This is a genomic window from Ferdinandcohnia sp. FSL W7-1320 (assembly GCF_038050315.1).
Lineage (GTDB): Bacteria > Bacillota > Bacilli > Bacillales > Bacillaceae_L > Ferdinandcohnia > Ferdinandcohnia aciditolerans.
This window is the reverse complement of record NZ_JBBPAM010000001.1, coordinates 832096-849595: the sequence shown is the minus strand read 5'-3', so window position 1 is coordinate 849595 and position 17500 is coordinate 832096. Positions and strand designations below refer to the sequence as shown.

At 38.1% G+C, this 17500-nt stretch carries 15 protein-coding genes and 1 pseudogene; 2 read left to right on the top strand and 14 right to left on the bottom strand.

Annotation, left to right across the window (positions count from 1 at the left end; all coding sequences use genetic code 11):
- Nucleotides 1–80: 80 nt before the first annotated feature.
- From uppS to NST91_RS04065, 5 genes are all read right to left on the bottom strand, one after another.
- On the bottom strand, nucleotides 81–842 hold the full coding sequence (gene uppS, locus NST91_RS04085) for an undecaprenyl pyrophosphate synthase (protein WP_341330129.1): 762 nt from the start codon (nucleotides 840–842) through the stop codon (nucleotides 81–83).
- Nucleotides 843–903: 61 nt separating this feature from the next.
- On the bottom strand, nucleotides 904–1113 hold the full coding sequence (locus NST91_RS04080; protein ID WP_010676789.1) for a helix-turn-helix domain-containing protein: 210 nt from the start codon (nucleotides 1111–1113) through the stop codon (nucleotides 904–906).
- Nucleotides 1114–1123: 10 nt separating this feature from the next.
- Complete coding sequence (locus tag NST91_RS04075; protein ID WP_341330128.1) at nucleotides 1124–1615, bottom strand: DUF2975 domain-containing protein; 492 nt, start codon at nucleotides 1613–1615, stop codon at nucleotides 1124–1126.
- 192 nt (nucleotides 1616–1807) lie between these two features.
- Nucleotides 1808–2401, bottom strand: a complete 594-nt coding sequence (locus tag NST91_RS04070; protein WP_341330127.1) for a YdeI/OmpD-associated family protein — start codon at nucleotides 2399–2401, stop codon at nucleotides 1808–1810.
- An 88-nt stretch (nucleotides 2402–2489) separates the two neighbouring features.
- On the bottom strand, nucleotides 2490–3362 hold the full coding sequence (locus NST91_RS04065) for a LysR family transcriptional regulator (protein WP_341330126.1): 873 nt from the start codon (nucleotides 3360–3362) through the stop codon (nucleotides 2490–2492).
- A 113-nt stretch (nucleotides 3363–3475) separates the two neighbouring features.
- Here NST91_RS04065 and NST91_RS04060 point away from each other — a divergent pair.
- Nucleotides 3476–4178, top strand: a pseudogene (locus NST91_RS04060) (YczE/YyaS/YitT family protein).
- Nucleotides 4179–4379: 201 nt separating this feature from the next.
- Here NST91_RS04060 and NST91_RS04055 read toward each other — a convergent pair.
- Both NST91_RS04055 and NST91_RS04050 read right to left on the bottom strand, forming a co-directional pair.
- Nucleotides 4380–4574 carry a hypothetical protein gene (locus tag NST91_RS04055; protein ID WP_121449059.1) on the bottom strand — a complete coding sequence of 65 codons (195 nt, stop codon included), beginning with the start codon at nucleotides 4572–4574 and terminating at the stop codon, nucleotides 4380–4382.
- Nucleotides 4575–4592: 18 nt separating this feature from the next.
- Complete coding sequence (locus tag NST91_RS04050; RefSeq protein WP_341330125.1) at nucleotides 4593–5510, bottom strand: DMT family transporter; 918 nt, start codon at nucleotides 5508–5510, stop codon at nucleotides 4593–4595.
- Between the two features lie 491 nt (nucleotides 5511–6001).
- Between NST91_RS04050 and NST91_RS04045 the strand changes: the two genes are divergently transcribed.
- Nucleotides 6002–6676 carry an LbetaH domain-containing protein gene (locus NST91_RS04045; protein ID WP_341330124.1) on the top strand — a complete coding sequence of 225 codons (675 nt, stop codon included), beginning with the start codon at nucleotides 6002–6004 and terminating at the stop codon, nucleotides 6674–6676.
- A 203-nt stretch (nucleotides 6677–6879) separates the two neighbouring features.
- On the opposite strand, the gene NST91_RS04040 is transcribed toward NST91_RS04045, so the two are convergent.
- From NST91_RS04040 to NST91_RS04010, 7 genes are all read right to left on the bottom strand, one after another.
- Nucleotides 6880–7881: a LacI family DNA-binding transcriptional regulator gene (locus NST91_RS04040; protein WP_341330123.1), complete on the bottom strand. Its 1002-nt coding sequence runs from the start codon at nucleotides 7879–7881 to the stop codon at nucleotides 6880–6882.
- A 54-nt stretch (nucleotides 7882–7935) separates the two neighbouring features.
- Nucleotides 7936–8817: a DMT family transporter gene (locus NST91_RS04035; RefSeq protein WP_341330122.1), complete on the bottom strand. Its 882-nt coding sequence runs from the start codon at nucleotides 8815–8817 to the stop codon at nucleotides 7936–7938.
- A 50-nt stretch (nucleotides 8818–8867) separates the two neighbouring features.
- A complete protein-coding gene (locus tag NST91_RS04030; protein WP_341330121.1) occupies nucleotides 8868–10556 on the bottom strand; it encodes an amylo-alpha-1,6-glucosidase in 1689 nt (562 codons plus the stop codon).
- 44 nt (nucleotides 10557–10600) lie between these two features.
- Entirely contained in the window at nucleotides 10601–13660 is a 3060-nt protein-coding gene (locus NST91_RS04025) for a glycoside hydrolase family 2 TIM barrel-domain containing protein (RefSeq protein ID WP_341330120.1), read from the bottom strand.
- A gap of 32 nt (nucleotides 13661–13692) precedes the next feature.
- On the bottom strand, nucleotides 13693–14514 hold the full coding sequence (locus tag NST91_RS04020; protein WP_341330119.1) for a carbohydrate ABC transporter permease: 822 nt from the start codon (nucleotides 14512–14514) through the stop codon (nucleotides 13693–13695).
- Nucleotides 14511–15443 carry an ABC transporter permease subunit gene (locus NST91_RS04015; protein ID WP_121449067.1) on the bottom strand — a complete coding sequence of 311 codons (933 nt, stop codon included), beginning with the start codon at nucleotides 15441–15443 and terminating at the stop codon, nucleotides 14511–14513. The genes NST91_RS04020 and NST91_RS04015 overlap by 4 nt, the downstream gene beginning before the upstream one ends.
- Before the next feature lie 70 nt (nucleotides 15444–15513).
- Nucleotides 15514–16755 carry an ABC transporter substrate-binding protein gene (locus NST91_RS04010; RefSeq protein WP_341330118.1) on the bottom strand — a complete coding sequence of 414 codons (1242 nt, stop codon included), beginning with the start codon at nucleotides 16753–16755 and terminating at the stop codon, nucleotides 15514–15516.
- Nucleotides 16756–17500 lie beyond the last annotated feature (745 nt).

Genomic DNA, 17500 nt, shown 5'->3' with positions numbered 1-17500 from the left:
TCTTCATCTACGAAAATAGTACACAAAAGGACAGGTCCCATGTCCAAACTGGGACGAGGGACCTGTCCTTCGTGTACCACTTATACTCCACCATATCTTCTTTTTCGTTGTCGGTATTCTTGTAATGCTTGCAGGAATTCTTCTTCATCGAAATCAGGCCACAGCACATCAGTAAACCAGAATTCTGTATAAGCCAACTGCCAAAGGAGGAAATTACTCAGACGTTTTTCTCCGCCCGTGCGAATCAGAAGGTCTGGTTCTGGCAAATCTGCTGTATACAAGTATTGATTAAACTGCTGTTCATCTAACTCATCCAGGTTTAATTTCTCATCTTTCATATCCACGAGCATGGCTTTCATTGCATGAAGAAGCTCGTTTCTGCTTCCATAGTTGAGAGCAAAATTAAGCAGAAGTCCGTCATTATCTTTTGTGCGTTCAATTGCATACTCAATCGCTTCACGGGTATGGGACGGAAGATTCCCCATATCACCTATCGCCTCAATCCGTACATTGTTGGAAATAAGATCTGGTAGATAAAGATGGAGAAACTCCTTAGGTAGCCTCAAAATAAATTCTACCTCAGGCTTTGGGCGCTTCCAGTTCTCCGTGGAAAACGTATATAATGTCAAAACCTTCACATCAAATTTAACTGCTGCCTTTACGGTTTTTAAGACGGCAGAAATCCCTTCCTTATGGCCAGCCACTCTAGGCAAGCCCCGCTTCTGAGCCCATCGGCCATTGCCATCCATAATAATCGCAATATGTTCCGGAGTCTGACCTTCACCATAATCGAAGGATTCTTTCGGTTGTTTCTGATTAAAAAAAGGAATTCTCATTGCCATATTTTTAACTCCTTAATAATTAATATTTCCACTGGGACATAGGTACAGGTCCCTCTTCCCATTATTCGTCACTTCGGTATTCTAATATATCCCCCGGCTGACAATCCAAGGCTTTGCAAATCGCTTCTAATGTTGAAAAACGAACCGCTTTTGCCTTTCCATTTTTCAATATGGAGAGGTTAGCCATTGTTATTCCTACTCTTTCAGAAAGCTCAGTTACGCTCATTTTTCTTTTTGCTAGCATTACGTCAATGTTTATAATAATCGCCATTGTTATCACCTCAGACCGTTAAATCATTTTCTGTTTTTATATTGATCGCTTCTTGTAAAAGTTTTTTAAGTAGAGCCGCAAAGACTGCAACCACCATTGAAGCACCAACAATGACCAATCCAAGTAATGCAAGTCCTGGTGCGTCATCCCACTCCGCTATGATAAAGACGAATGGTAAAGCTAATGTATATAAACCACAAATCGTAATGGCACAAGTTCTGATTTTCTTTAAGGCTATTACTGAAAGATCTGAGAAAGCAATGTTTTTGTCGATATAATTTAATAGCTTAAATGCTTGATACAAGGCAACGTAAAATGGAATTGCCGAAACATACATTATTGTTAAAGTACCAAGTACTATATATCCTAACGTTGCTCCATTTGCTGCTTCTTTAAATGCGACACTTGCAATTTGTGGAAGCCCAAAAATACAGAGAGCCAAAACTGGAATTCCTATTATAATAACTGCCAACCTTAAAAAACGTGTTGAACTTAGTTTCATAACATACACCTCATTTATTTATTGTCAATTTAATTTAACATAGTTTTTATCGTTTTACAATAAAATATTATTGAAAATTATCTTATTTTTGTTGTTTAAGAGATTTTTTTGTTCCCTTAAGGCATAATAAAAAGCATTTCTGATGAATGAAATGCTTTAAATGTTCGGATACATTGTAAAGACGATCAGGAATTAATCATTCAATCCCTCACCATTTAGAATTTGCTCGATATATTTTTCAATCCTTGATTCTCGAGTTTTTGATTGTTTAGCTTTTGAAAAATAAAGGAGGTATGCTCTTTGTCTCCCAGGCGTCAAAGCTTCAAAGGCTGTTTTTAATACCGGCATTTCTTCGAATTTCGTTTGAAGCTCTTCTGGAACAGAGAAATCTGTTGTCTTTTTTAACTCGACTTCTTTCCCTGATTGCTCCACCTTTATTGCTTCCTGAATATAGGTTTTCAAGATGCTTTCCATTTCAATGATTTCCTGAACATTGGTAAACCTTATTTGGCGCTGAGCCTGAGAATTCTCTCCGGGTTTGACTAGAATACCATTGGGATCCTTTAACAAAGCACCTTTAAAAAACATCAGTGCACAGTATTCCTTAAAGTTTTGAATAATCACGATATTCCTATCCTGAAACGTATAACAAGGCAATCTCCACTTCAATTCTTCAGTCAAATCGCAGCCAAGATTGATCATTCTCAATTTCTCAAACTCTTCCTTCCACTTCTTTTCCTTATGTAAAAATTCATCAACCTTAGGATTCATTCTACCATTCGTCATCAAAGTACACCTTTCATTTATCAAATTTCGTTTGGTCATTGGTTCCTAATCCCAAATGGGACGAGGAACCTGTCCCTGTGTCCCAGGTCTATTTTATCATTCCCCAAAAATGCATGGCTGCTTTTGAGGTTGGCACATCTTTTAGTTTCATCATCACGGGTTCTAGACTAATATCAAAATTCCCGAACTCGTAAATCTGTAAATGCTGGTAAAATAATGATTTATAATTCATTCTTGGAATGATGGAGATTCCTAACCCACGATTGACAAGTGCGACAACCATGGGAATATCTTTGCATTCAACAACAATATTGGGTTGTACGTCATGGTCTTGAAATGCTTTTAAAATACTTTCATGAAAGGTGTGTCCTTCCATCGCACCTAGCATGATAAAAGGAAGGTGAGCAATTTCCTTAAAGGTAGGTTTTGCCGAGAGCTCACTTGTTAAGCTATTAGGAACAATGAGGATTGCAGGTTCTTTCTTCAGTGTTTTCATTTCAAATTGCTCCGTATGACTCGGTCTGAAAAGTAACGCAAGATCAATTTCTTTTTGTTTTAACTTTGCTAATAAACTTTCAGAGTCCCCTGAAAAAATAGTAAATTTGATTTGAGAAAACTGTTTTCTAAAGTCTTCAATGTAATCAATCAACATATTCGAACAGGCTGATGAGAATCCAATACGTACTGTTCCAGCGGCACCTTCTTCTATTTCATGAATCCTTCTTTTCACTTCTTCCATTTGACTTACTAATTGTTCAGCATATTGATATAACAGCTGGCCAGATTCGGTTAATTCCCATTTCTTACGATAGCGGTGAATTAATATAGTACCTAACTCTGTTTCTAACTTTTTTAGTAATTGACTTAACGGGGGTTGTGCAATGTTTAGTACCTCAGCCGCTTTCGAAATATTCCCTTGTTTTACGATTTCTCTATAATACTGTAGTTGTCGAATATCCATTTTTTTATACTCCGTTATATGTAATTATATATGATTTATGAATGAAATATATATTATTAATATATCATATCACATGATAATATTGAAGTTGGACTATTTTTAAGGAGGACTATATGAATCATATTAATGTGACCATAAAACGATTTAGTTTGTATATTATTGGCTTATTTTTCCTTGCACTTGGTGTTAGTTTTTCTATACAGGCAGACCTTGGTGTTTCACCAGTCTCGTCTTTAGCTTATGCATTTGCGCTTGCTTCAGGGTTATCAGTCGGAATGTATGACCATAGTAGCAAATGTTTTATTTATTATGATTCAAGTGGTACTAAGTAAACAATTCAACTTCAAAGAATCAATCGTTCAATTAGTCGTTGCTTTTTTATTTGGCTTCTTTATGGATTTATCCTTATTCCTTGTGCAACTCGTTCCAATGCCTGAGTCGATATTCATGCGATGGGCTTTTTTAATCATTAGTTTATTCGTAGTTGCAATAGGTTTACTTGGTTATTTCACTACGAAATTCCCACTTATGCCTTACGATCAATTAACGTTTGTAATCAGCGAAAAGTTTAAATTAAAAGTCGGTAAAGCTAAAATATCCAGTGACTTAATTAATGTTTGTGTGGCAGGTGTTGTCTGTGTAGTTACCATTCAATCATTAGGTGCAGTTGGGATTGGTACAGTAGTTGCTGCATATTTTATCGGAAAAATATTAGGATGGTTCATGAAGTATTTCCAACTACCCCTGTCTCAATGGATGAATAAAAACAAGGTCAATGAAGTAGTTGAAAAGAAAAGCACGAGTCTTTCGTCTTGATAGAAAGATTCGTGTTTTTTTGCGTTTCGGTAATATGATGTAACTTACATTCGACTAAGCATAGTGCTGATGGTATGATTACGGTCTAAGCTTACCTTCACTCTTGCTTTCCCCTCCAACTGAGGGAGCGATTATCGAATATATCTCACAAATAAAAAAAAGTGTCCTCAAGGACACTTTTAACAAATAATAATTCTCTCTTTATACATATCTCCAAATATACACTCCAACCGCAATTAATGAGAGCAGTATCACGATAGTATAGATAAGGGTTAAGTTGATGCTGTTTCGCTTTGTTTTTTCTCGGTAGTTTGCGTCCCCTTTTCCTGCTATTAACATGGTTCCAATTAATGCTGCGATTCCAAGGATAATGACGATAGTAAACGCCGTATTCACTTTACTGTTTCACCTCGATTATAAAGATGTCTCATTTTCGATCATTGCGTTTTTCGGGAGCTTTTCGCTTGTTTCTTGAACGATGATCACAGCTGCAATCACCATAATAATCCCAACATATTGCCACATTTGCAAAGTTTCTTGAAAGATAAAGAAGCCTATAATGGCTGCAACAACTGGTTCTATCGTTGCAATTATGGATGCCCGGCTTGACTCAATATACTGTAAGCCTTTTGTATATAGGATAAACGCCATCATCGATGATAGAAATCCTAATCCAATGATGTAAATCCAAGCTTTTAGATCCGTAAACAGATTCGCTACCGTCCATATACCGCTGAACGGTGTTACTGCAACAGCAGCAAAAATAAACGTATACACCGTGACAGTAAGTGAATCATATTTTTCAAGGGCAAACTTGCCAAAGATACTATAAAGCGCGTAAAAGAAACCGGATCCGATTCCCACCACTAGACCGAAGGGAGAGATTGTACCTGAAAAGTTTGGAAAGACCCCCACAACAAAGGCACAGCCGACAATAGTTACCACAAGGGCCAAGATCTTTCGAATGGTGAGTTTCTCTTTAAATAAAATTCTAGCAAATATCGTGACAAATGCTGGTGCTGTATATAGGAGAATCGCAGCAACAGAAATCGATGTTTCCTCAATCGCTACAAACATGCACCAGTTAAAAAAGACAATACTTATTATTCCTGTACCGATAAAATATTTACTGTCAGATAACTGAATCTTGAAGGCTATCGGATTTCTTAATAAAGCATATGTAATGAGAAAAATGGAAGCTGCGATTGCTCTCACAGTGACAACCTGTAGTGGCGTAAAGCCAATTGCGTACAGATTGCTTACAAATAAACCAATAATGCCCCATAAAGCCGCACCTGCTGCAATTGAAAGCCCCGCTGTCTTTTTGTTCATTAGCGTTTCCCCCGATGGACGTATTGCCCACATATTACCAGATTTTCTGATTATTGAAAAGAATCTACACCTTTAATCATAGCAAATATCTAAAGAAAAGGAACTCTAGAAATAGTCAATGCTTAGAATAAAAATAATCCTTATTTTCCCCTTTGTGGTTTTGCTTCAAACATAGCCATATCGGCATCTTGCACAAGGACATGTGCTGTAATGCCCTGCTGCACTCATCCCGATGTAATGGATGCCGGCAAATGGTGCAGGCTCTTTTAGCTTACCTTGAGTTAAAAAAAAACATATATCATGCACCATTTCAAAAGATTTGGGGCGATGCGGTCACCACCTTAATCTTAGGATGGTTTTATAGAGAAAATACATTCTACAAAACACCATGAAATCTCCAACCAAAATCCAAAAAAGGCTCTTAAATCCCACTCCCATGCAATTTCATTGCATAAAATACTTGTACGCCAATTTTGCAAAGGAGAGATTACGTGGGAGACAAAAGTACATCAAACTCTTCGAATGACCATTCTCATTGTTTTGAACCATTCATTAGCCCTAACCCCATAACTTCATTTAATCCGATTCAACGCTTTCCTCAGATAGATAAAACAGCTTTTGTGAGTCAATTTTCCAGTGTCATAGGTGATGTTTCTATTCGAAACAATGTTTATGTAGCACCTAATGTCAGTATACGTGCGGATGAGGGAACTCCGTTTTATATAGGTAGTCATACAAATATTCAGGATGGAGTCATTTTACACGGCTTATTAAATAGAAAGATTTCGGTTGGAAGTAAAAGGTATTCTATCTTCATTGGTAATGAGGTGTCCATTGCTCATGGGGCTCTTGTCCATGGTCCTTGTTTTATTGGAGACAAAGTATTTGTTGGTTTTAATGCCATTGTTTATAATGCAATTGTTGGAAGAGGCTCATTTATTTCATATAATGCAGTAATAACAAACGGTGTTCGAATACCACCTAATAGGTTCGTCCCACCAGGTGCGAATATTGATTCTCAAGTTAAAGCGAACCAACTTTCACCGGTGCCAGAAGATAGTAAGGAATTTGCACGTGAAGTCCAACGGGTCAATCAGGAATTCCCCGCATCTTATCATTTATTATTTGGAAAAAACCGTTGCTCCTGTGGAATGGCATATGACTAGCTATATATTAACCCTGACATAACTAGCTTCAGATAGTGAGAAAGGTGAATTTGAGGATGTTCAAATTCACCTTTCTCTTTTATTCGTGTAAAATCTTCTATTACCCTAGTTGTTGGAAGTGCAATTTTTTATGGTAACTTATTTTATCAGAACTATTCCTTCGTTTTATTTCCGATATGGCTTTTGTCCTAATCTATTCAATTTTAGCCATTCTTCACCTTTGTAGCACTGCCTCTGACAATGAGCTTTGTGTGAATGGTTATTTTTTTACAGACTTCACGCTTGGTTGCAAGTTGCTCAAGCAGTAAGTCGACCGCGGATTCGCCCATAATTTCCGTGTACAATTTTACGGTTGTAAGCGGTGGCATCATGTATTGTGCAGAGGACACATCGTTAAAGCCGACGATGCTTAGGTCCTCCGGTATTTTAACACCTAGTTCATAAGCTGCCTTGTAGCAACCGACTGCAATGGAATCATTAGCCACAAACACCGCGGTTGGTTTTTCGTTCTGACTGAGCATTTCCTTAAGGATTTGATAGCCATCCTTTGGATTATAGCCGCCAATTTTGACGAAATCTTCATTAAAAATTCCTTTTTCCTTTAGATAGCATTCAAAGACATCCTGTCGTAAGTCCTTGAACCGATTCCCATACATATCTGTTTCAACGCCACCGATAAATCCTATTTTTTTGTGTCCTAGTTCAACCAGATAATTAAGCGCCGTTTTCGTCGCAGAGGTAAAATCGATGACTACCGCATCAAAACTATCCTTATCTGGATTTGAATCCACAAACACCGATGGCTTATCAAAACTTTTAATCAACTCAATATCTGCTTTTTTAAAGGTTCCAAGGCAGATAATCCCGTCCAATTTTGAAATACTTCGCTTTGTATCGTCCTTTGTAATTCTGAAAAATTCCATTCCCATGCTTTCAAGCTTCTTTTCTAATGCAACCCGAATCGAAAGGTAATAGGTGTCGACCAATTCCTCTTCAAGTGAATAGGAATAGTAAAGCCCCACTACCCCTTTCTTTTTCGTTTTTTTCTTTTTCGGGGTAACGACATAATTTAGTTCCTCTGCCGCTTCGAAAATTCGCTTTCTAGTCTCTGGTGCAACGTTTAACGTTTCATCATAGTTTAACACCCGAGAGACCGTTGCCATGGAAACCTGCGCTAAATCTGCTATATCTTTAATTGTCGCCATATATCATACCCACTTTGTCTTAATACTTCTATTGTAATACATAAAATTCCAATTTCACACTGCTTCTTTGTAGCTTTTTTTCCTTATGAATTTCAGCTTTGTTTCGGAAATGATGATCGCTACAAGGATAATGATGGCTCCGATGATCATTCTTGTGGTTAACACTTCACTTAGAATGATAACGGAGAATACCATGCCCCAGAATGCTTCTGTTGATAAAATGATGGCCGCATTTGTTTCGGTTGTGAATTTCTGTGCGACTGTTTGCAATAAAAACGCGATTGTTGTGGAGAATATCCCTAAGTACAGAACCGCCGATACTCCTTCAAAACTAGCCGAAAAATTCATTTCTCCTTTGAAAAGGACGACGATGAATCCCAAAACCGTGGCAGCCGCCATTTGAATAACCGTTAATAGCACTGGATCTTCATCCTTCACAAACTGTGCCGTATAGAAAATATGGAATGCGAATGCAACCGCACATAATAGAGTTAAGAAGTCTCCAAAGTTGATGCCTCCTGAGAGCTGAAGTGATAACACCCCTATACCTGTTATCGCAAGCACTGCGCCTAAGAGCTCAAACTTATCCATTTTTCGTTTAAAGATAAAGAATGCAATAATCGGAACAATGACCACATTTACCGCCGTCAAAAAGGCATTTTTCGATGGTGTGGTATAGACTAACCCGACTGTTTGTAGAGCAAATGCTAAATATAGAAAGATTCCAATAATCGAACCCTTGATTAACGTACTCTTTTTGATATGTTTTAGTTTCTTAAAAAAGACAAGACTTAACAATAGAACACCAATTAGGAAACGGATGGCTAGAATTTGATAAGGTGTATAATGTTCCAGCGACACCGCGCTCGCCACAAACCCGCTTCCCCAAATGATGGCTACGATCGTAAGACCTATTTCCCCAAAATATTTCCGCATGTAAACCTCCACCTATTGGGACGAAGGGACAGGTCCCTCGTCCCATTTTTTTAGATTCGTGGGACAGGGGACCTGTCCCCGTGTCCCATTAATTGAAGAAAGACGCTTGATGTCCATGTGAAGGAGGTATCGACGAGCCCTGTTCCGTGATGAGGGTCGAAGTTTTCTGCCATTCCGCCGACAAGTGTTAAATCTAAGTATTTCTCTCTAATTCTTTCTCCAATTTCACTGTAGCCAAAACTTTTTAATGAATCAATAAAAAGATAGGTGACTGGTGCCCAAATTGGTCCGAGCCAGTAGCCATTTTCCTTATAAAATGGACTTGATGGCATTTCTGTGGCAAATCCATATTTCGTTTCAAAGTTCTCCGTAAGGTCATTCACAAGCTGATCCATTACCTTTTTATCAAGACGATAGCCAATTAATACAGGTAATCGGAGAATCAAGCTTGAGCGAATGTCGATCCTTTCAGCATCTTTACCAACGCGGCCAAAGAATCCATTTTCGTCGTACAATCTTTCCATTAATAAAGCAAACATTGAATCTGCTCTTTCTGTAAATTGCTTTGCTTCTTCCTGCTCTCCAAGCATGCCTGCAAATTTCGTTAAAATATCATATGTTCTGATTAAAAAGCAAGCAAGGTCTGGTGCTTCAACCGGCATTCCACGATGAAATAATGACGCATTGTCCCAGCCGGAATCATTGCCGTGCTTATAATGTGGAAGTCGACCTTCATATGTTCGATATAGGTCAAAATACTTCATAACTTTTTTTGTAGATTCATAAACCTCTCTTAAGCGGTTTTCATCTTTAAAATAATCATTTTCTTCCATGAGTTTTTCATAAACATATGCAAAGATTGGTGGCTTAATACAGTTATAGGATACAAATTTATCATTCACAAAATCAGGGTATGCCCCAGATTCATCCTGTGTATCGATAAAGATTTTTAGTTGGGCATACGCTAGTTCAGGATACTTAGCACCTAGATTTAGCGCATTGAAACAATTGTCCCAGGACCAAATATTGTACATCCACAACTTTGACATATACATGGTATAATCTTTTAATTGGCCATCTGGGTGAACGACACTTGACCAAGTGATATACGCAGCACGGTCGATAGAAGCTTGATAGACTTCATTTTTCTCCGTTATATTTCCGAGCCACTCTTGATAGAGTTTCTCGACCTTTTCTTTCCCCGCTTCAAAGCTTGCATATTCCTTTGGTTTAAAAACAGTACGATAGCTCTCAATCACAAAATGGCCATTACGCATGCGAATGTCGATAAAATCATTTCCGATAACATTCCATGGTGCTTCAACTGACATTTCTCCAGTGAGCTTGCTGATCATCAGCTTTAGTTCCTTCGGATAGATATGGTATTCATACATGCCATCCTCATATTCATGCAAGGTATCGTATTTCACTTTGCTTGCCTGCAATCGTACTTCTACTCCACTAACTTTCATATGGAGCTCATCCTCTTCAGGAATGATGATTTCCGCATATTTCTCCAAGTCATCTATTAGATGAAAACGCAAGGACGTTTCTGTTGCTAGAATCTCAAATTCTTTTTCAACACCATCCTGCAAAAGATCGAATTTAAAAAGTTTTGAAGGGGCGTCATCCCCACCATGAACATCGCGTATATAAATTTCTTTAGAATCCTTTTCCTGTGACACGCAAAAATAAGAACCAAATCTAGAAAAAGGAATTTCTCTAATATCTAAATTCATCTATCATTCTCCTTTATGGAAGAAGCAGGGTTTCCCCTGCTCTCTTAACGTGCTGTGAAAAATTTACTTTCTTCTACTAGGCTATCCTTTTCAATCTTTCTTATTTCAAATTGAAGGCGGAAGTCCTCAATCACTGTTCGATATGGAGGTAACTGCTCTTCACCACAGCTATTGCTTCCAACACCACTTTGCTTATAATCAATGGTCAACACATTGAATGGTGACTTCTTGATATTCCCGCGGTGTTTCGCCTCTTCAAGTGCACTAGTTTCATAATCATGAATCGTAAAGTCATACTCTTCTTTAAAATTAATCAGGTACTTGTGGTCACCTTTTGCCAGAGCTAGGAAAGAGGTATCACATCTTGATCCATTCTCCTGTGGATACACATAATCAGTGTGCATATCTTCTACAGTCTTGTTGTAAAGGCCAATTGGTTGACTACGTTTCGTATCCTGATAGGATTCAGAATCCCCACGTCCATACCAAGTAACCTCGCTGTAATCTTGGTTAAGATGCATGGTTACACCGATTCGTGGCAGCATTTCTGGAATTTCTATGCCGCGTAGAACTTTTTCACCTTTTAAGTCAACATTTAGCACACCATTTTTCGTGATACGGTAATTGTATGTTAAATGGAAACCCCATGCTTGGTTTACAGTTGATACGTACTTCGTGATGACGACGTCCACATGGTCTTCAGACACCTCATAAGTGACTTCGCCGAGCTGTTCTTTTGTGTTTTTAAGGAAGTACTTGTTAATCCACTCATCCTTTTTGTACATATCATTGTCAATAATCGCTCTCCAAAGTGTTACCTCAGGACCTTTATTAATAATCTCTTCCCCTTCAGATTCAAAGGATTCAAGTGTGCCATACACATTTGAGAAAACAGCCTTGAACATATCATTTTCGATTTTAAGCTGAGCTGCTTCGTCTTCAATGGCAAAATCAGACCCGATTGAAGCGACAGTTATTACACCTTTTTCAAGTTTCGTAGATTCTAGTAAAAAACTTTCCTTTGTAATCTCGTGTCCTTTTTCTGCATAGAGCGTATCTTCCGCCTCTCGATAGCTTAGGTAGATACGAACATCGTCATATTGAGCAGCTTTTGCAACATCGATTGGCAACGTAATTTCTGCTACTTCATGAGCCTGGATACTCGGTAGCTTGATTTCTTTTTCCTCGATAAGTGTGCCGAAGGATTTCACTTCAACATGAAGTACGATTCCACTAATGTTTTTAAAATCGTATAGATTCTTCACACGGATTTTGCCTTCTGTTAAGTTAACTTCCTCCGTCACGATTGGCTCGATGACCTTTTTATATTCAATTAGTCCTGGTGATGGCGTTCTGTCTGGGTAGACAAGTCCGTCAATACAGAAGTTTCCGTTTGTCGGGAAGTCACCGTAATCGCCGCCATATAAATAGTAAGTTTCACCATTTTCATTCGTCGTTTCGATTCCATGGTCACACCATTCCCAAATAAATCCACCTTGTAATCGAGGATACTTTCGCATTAACTGTTGGTACTCTGTTAATCCACCAGGGCCATTCCCCATTGCATGTCCATACTCACATAATATATGAGGCTTCTTACCTTCTGCATTTTTACCGATTTCTTCGAGTGGTTTTAAGCGAGTATACATAGTTGTGTAAACATCACTATAAGCTGCAACTCTGTCACCCTCATAATGGACGAGTCTAGTAGGATCGATTGCCTTGATTGCGTTGTACATCGCTGTGAAGTTGCGTCCAGCCCCTGACTCATTTCCTAATGACCACATCACAATACTTGGGTGGTTGCGGTCTCTTTTTACCATGCGAACTGCACGGCCTACATATTGTTTTTGCCATAATTCATTATCGGAAATCCAGTTGTAATTACCCGTGTTTTCGAAGCCATGGCACTCAAGGTCCGCTTCATCTATTACGTATAATCCGTACTCATCACATAAATCATAAAATACATCATTATTTGGATAGTGCGCTGAACGAACAGCATTAATATTATACTGCTTCATCATTTTAATATCCTGAAGCATATCCTCATAACTTACCGTTCTACCTGTCTTCGGATGTGAATCATGACGGTTCACTCCGTTAAAGAAAATGCGCTTTCCATTGACACGAATTTCATTGTCGATGACCTCAATTGAACGGAAACCAATGCGAAGCGGCACAATTTCCTTATGACCGTTCGGTAAACAATATTCAAAAACGAGATGATAAAGATTAGGCTCCTCTGCATTCCATAAATGCGGCTTTTCTATTAATCTACTAATCTCGAATTTTCCATCAGCCACTTCGATGTCAAACTGATCCACTTTCTCATTTTGGTGATAAAGTGTGGCAAATAAACCTTTTACATTACTTGTTAAAAATTCTCCACCGATTTTTAAGGTGAAATTTTCATAGTTTTCATCAGGCAGTGTTTCCACAATAACATCCTGAAGCGTATTTTTGTTAATTTTAAAAAGCTCTACACTTCTAAAAATTCCTGACAGCCACCACATGTCCTGGTCTTCTAAATATGTGCCGTCAGAGAACTGAAAGACTCTTACCGTTAAGCGGTTGGTTCCTTGTTTCACATACTCCGTAATGTCAAATTCAGACGGTACTCTGGAAACCTTGCTGTAACCGACATGCTGTCCGTTCACATATAAGTCAAATGCAGAGTCAACCCCATTGAATTTTAAAATAAGTGCTTCGTCGTCTGCTAAATCTGAAACCATTAACTCCCTAAAATAGATCCCAGTAGGGTTTTGCTGTGGTACAAATGGTGGGTTGATAGCAAATGGGTATAAAACATCTGTATAATGCATGTTTCCGTAACCCTTGATTTGCCAACTGGATGGTACTTCAATATCATCTAAACCTTCGATAGCAAAGTCCTCTGCCTCGAACCCCTTTGGTGAAAGTTCCGGCGCATCAACAAATAAAAACTTCCACACGCCATCAAGTAATGTATAGCCAATACTATTTTCTTTGTTGAATGTTTTTGCGTTCTCTTTCGTTTCATATCTATAAAAATCCGTATGTGCAGGGAGTCTGTTAATCCCCGTCAGATGGATATTCTCCCATCTTTTCATCTCTCGTCGCATTTTATCTTCCTCCGCATAACTCTATGTTGATCTTACTTAATTGATCCGCTGATTCCCTCGACAATATACTTTTGGGCAAATAGGAACACGAGAACTGGTGGAATAATCATGACTAACGTGATAGACATAATTGGTAGAATTTGAAGGTCATGAATTCCTTTAAATGCCGCAAGCCCTAGTGCTAATGTATATTTTGATTGATCCTGAAGGTAAATTAATGGACCTAAGTAGTCGTTCCATACTAATAAAATATTTAATACGGCGATTAGGATAAGTGGTGCTTTCATAATCGGTAAGAATATTTTAAAGAAAATCTGGAATTCGTTTGCACCATCAATTCTCGCTGCATTTTCAAGATCCTTCGGTATGTTCATTAGGAATTGTCTTAATAAAAAGATGTAATACGCTGATCCAAAAAACGCTGGGACAATTAATGGTTTTAAGGTGTTAATCCACCCAAATAAATTGAATTCCATGTATAACGGAATCATCGTTACATCCCATGGAATCATCATCGTCGCTAGCAACAAGATGAAAAGTCCATTCTTATATTTGAAGTCGTATCTTGCAAATCCGTAGGCTACTAGAGAGCAAGAAATTAATTGACCTAGCGTAGTCATTACAGTGACGATGACTGAGTTTTTTAAATAGGTTCCAAACGGTTGACTGTTCCATGCATCAATAAAGTTTCCCCACTGTGGTACTTCCGGGAAAATCTTTGGCGGGAAGCTAAACACTTCTGCCTCTGTTTTTAACGCAGAAAGGATTACCCACACAAATGGTAATAAGAAGTAAAGTGAAAATAACGCAAGAAGGCTGTACATTATGATTTTATATTTCTTTGACATCTTCATTTTTTCTTCTTCCCTTCTTTTTTCACTTCATTTTCGTAAAATACCCATGTAGATGATGATTTAAAGATTAACATCGTTAAGATTAAGATGACGATGAACATAAACCATGCGTTTGCACTTGCATATCCTAGTTCATGGTGTTTGAAGGCGTTGTTATACACGTATAGTCCATAGAAATATGTTGATTTTAACGGACCTCCACCAGTTAAAAGTAAGACTAGCGCCAATTGTTGTAGTGCAGCGATTACCGATGTAATCACATTGAATAAAATAGTTGGTGTGATACTTGGGATCGTGATACTGAAAAACTGACGAAACGGACCCGCACCATCAATTGCTGCTGCTTCATATAATTCTGGCGGGATTCCTTTAATGTCTGTATAAAAAATAAGCATCATTGTTCCGACACCCCAGGCACTGGCGATGACGATTGTCAAGATAGCCCATTTCGGATCGACTAGCCATTTTGGGCCTTCAATGCCTATTAATGAAAGCAAGTAGTTTAAAATTCCATATTCAGAGTTGAATATCCAGCCCCAAATAATTGAAATCGCAACTCCAGATACAACCGCAGGTAAATAGAAAATGGTGCGGAAAATTTTCATTCCTTTTAATGGTTGAGTAATGAGGAGTGCTAAGGTTAGGGCAATAACTAAGTTCAATGGCACAAAAATCGCGGCAAATTTAAATGTAATGACTAAAGATTTATAGAATTGTGGATCGTCCGTGAACATCGTTTTATAGTTGTCGATTCCCACAAAGCTTGGTGCACTTGTAATTGGCCAATCAAAAAAGCTCATGATTAATGAGAAAGCTAATGGACCAAGGGTGAACACCAAAAATCCAATTATCCAAGGTGAGATAAATAAATAGGGTACTTTCCTACTTACTAGCTGATAGCTATTCGCTTTCTTTGTTTTATTTGACATAAGATGACCCCTTATTCAGATTAGAAAATAGGGTAAAGCACTGTAAAAGCGCTTTACCACGTTAAGTTTTTTACTGAGCAGCGTCCTTTAATGCTTTTTCAGGATCTACCATTGTGCTTGGGTTAAAGATCGATTCGAACACATAGTTTAAATTGTCAGATACCTGGCTCCAGTCCTCCACGATGAATGAAGCAGGAGTGTAACCTTCACTCTTTTCAAGCATTGAATAGAACACACTCTTAATTTCGTCTTGCTCAAGCTTTTCGCTTTCAACTACAGATTTTAGAACTGGTAGTTCGAAATCGATTCTAGCTTTGTTAGCTTCCTCACCAGTCCAGAATTTAATGAACTCAAACGCTTCTTCTTTGTGCTTAGAATTCTTAGAGATAGAAATCCCTGAAGAACTTAAGATACTAACACTTTGTCCTTTTTCAAACTTAGGTAATTCAACAACACCATAGTCAATTCCAGCCTCAGTTAACGGGTGAAGCCCCCATGCACCATAGACAAACATGGCAACTTTACCAGATTTCATTTCTGTAGCTCCAGAACCCTCAGTTGAGATGGCATAGCCTTCCTTCAACATATTTTGGAACATGTCAAACACTTCAACTGATTCTTTTGAGTCAAGATTTCCTTTTAAGTTTCCTTCTTCATCAACATAAGCTGCGTTGTTACCCCATAGGAACATTTCGAAATCATAAGGGTCAGGCTTTCCAGAGAAAGCAAATCCAGTTACCTTTGATTCTTTGTTTGTTACTTTCTTAGCCGTTTCTTCAAGATCTTTCCAAGTCCAGTCTGCTTGCGGATATTCAACACCTGCTTCGTCAAATAGTGCTTTGTTGTAATAAACAACATGTGTTGTGTATCCAACTGGTAATCCTAGGATTTGGTCATCCGCTGAGTTATAGTTCCAAAGAGTTTCATAGAAATTGTCTTTGTATTCAGCGCCTTCTTTTTCAATGTAAGAATCAAGCGGCTCTAATGCATCCTTGTATTGTGGGTAGTTCCACATATACATAATATCCGGAGCATCCTTCGCACCCATTCCAGCTGTAATCTTTGTATCATACTCACTTCCGTAAGCCTCTAAAACAACTTCAATATTTTCGTGAGTTTCATTGAATTTGTCGATCATATCTTGCTGTAAGCCCACATCATCCCCAACATCCCATGTAGCAAATCGAAGTTTCACCTTTCCATCTTCCGTCGTGTCACCACTGCTTTCCCCAGAAGATGAGCTACAACCTGCTAAAAGCAATATTGTTGCAATGAATAAAAAGAAAATAGATTTGAATTTTACTAGTTTCATAATTGCCCTCCTTTTTATTTGACACCTTCATTATATTTTGAATTTTACTAAATGTAAACGGTTTTATTAATAATTTTACTAAAAACTATTTTCCGTTAGATATGTATCACTTATAGTGTTGGTAAGGTTTAACAGTTTTTTTGCTAGTTTAGTAAACAGAGAGAAAAAGACTTTTTCATTAGTAAAGTGAGCTTATCGGATTAGTTAGTTTTAGTAAAAAAAACGGGTCACAGGGACAGGTCCCTTGTCCCATTTGGGGGTATGGATACGAAGGCAGGTTCTTGCATTAGATGTGTGGACATGCTTCTGCTCCTAGGGCGTGGAGAATTGAGTTTTGCTGTATTATGAAGGACTTTTCATATGGGATTTTCGCTCCAAATGATTTTCATCGGGCTTATGAAGAACTTTTCGAACGAGTTTTTCACCCTAAATGGTCTTCATCGGGCTTATGAAGGTCTTTTCAAACGAATTTTTCACTCCAAATGATCTTCATCGGGCTTATGAAGAACTTTTCGAATGAGGTTTTTGCTCCAAATGGTCTTCATCGGGCTTATGAAGGACTTTTCAAACGAATTTTTCACTCCAAATGGTCTTCATCGAGCTTATGAAGAACTTTTCGAATGAGTTTTTCGATTCAAATGGTCTTCATGCTTACAAAACAATTAATCTCATCAATAGTAAAAAGCCGATTCCCCACATATGGGAAATCGGCTCATTTATTTTTTGGGCCCATAAAACAGGCACC

Bases quoted from the DNA above. Each gene is read 5' to 3' on its own strand.
- uppS (WP_341330129.1), bottom strand. From the start codon at position 842: ATGGCAATGAGAATTCCTTTTTTTAATCAGAAACAACCGAAAGAATCC.
- NST91_RS04080 (WP_010676789.1), bottom strand. From the start codon at position 1,113: ATGGCGATTATTATAAACATTGACGTAATGCTAGCAAAAAGAAAAATG.
- NST91_RS04075 (WP_341330128.1), bottom strand. From the start codon at position 1,615: ATGAAACTAAGTTCAACACGTTTTTTAAGGTTGGCAGTTATTATAATA.
- NST91_RS04070 (WP_341330127.1), bottom strand. From the start codon at position 2,401: ATGACGAATGGTAGAATGAATCCTAAGGTTGATGAATTTTTACATAAG.
- NST91_RS04065 (WP_341330126.1), bottom strand. From the start codon at position 3,362: ATGGATATTCGACAACTACAGTATTATAGAGAAATCGTAAAACAAGGG.
- NST91_RS04050 (WP_341330125.1), bottom strand. From the start codon at position 5,510: ATGAACAAAAAGACAGCGGGGCTTTCAATTGCAGCAGGTGCGGCTTTA.
- NST91_RS04040 (WP_341330123.1), bottom strand. From the start codon at position 7,881: ATGGCGACAATTAAAGATATAGCAGATTTAGCGCAGGTTTCCATGGCA.
- NST91_RS04035 (WP_341330122.1), bottom strand. From the start codon at position 8,817: ATGCGGAAATATTTTGGGGAAATAGGTCTTACGATCGTAGCCATCATT.
- NST91_RS04030 (WP_341330121.1), bottom strand. From the start codon at position 10,556: ATGAATTTAGATATTAGAGAAATTCCTTTTTCTAGATTTGGTTCTTAT.
- NST91_RS04025 (WP_341330120.1), bottom strand. From the start codon at position 13,660: ATGCGACGAGAGATGAAAAGATGGGAGAATATCCATCTGACGGGGATT.
- NST91_RS04020 (WP_341330119.1), bottom strand. From the start codon at position 14,514: ATGAAGATGTCAAAGAAATATAAAATCATAATGTACAGCCTTCTTGCG.
- NST91_RS04015 (WP_121449067.1), bottom strand. From the start codon at position 15,443: ATGTCAAATAAAACAAAGAAAGCGAATAGCTATCAGCTAGTAAGTAGG.
- NST91_RS04010 (WP_341330118.1), bottom strand. From the start codon at position 16,755: ATGAAACTAGTAAAATTCAAATCTATTTTCTTTTTATTCATTGCAACA.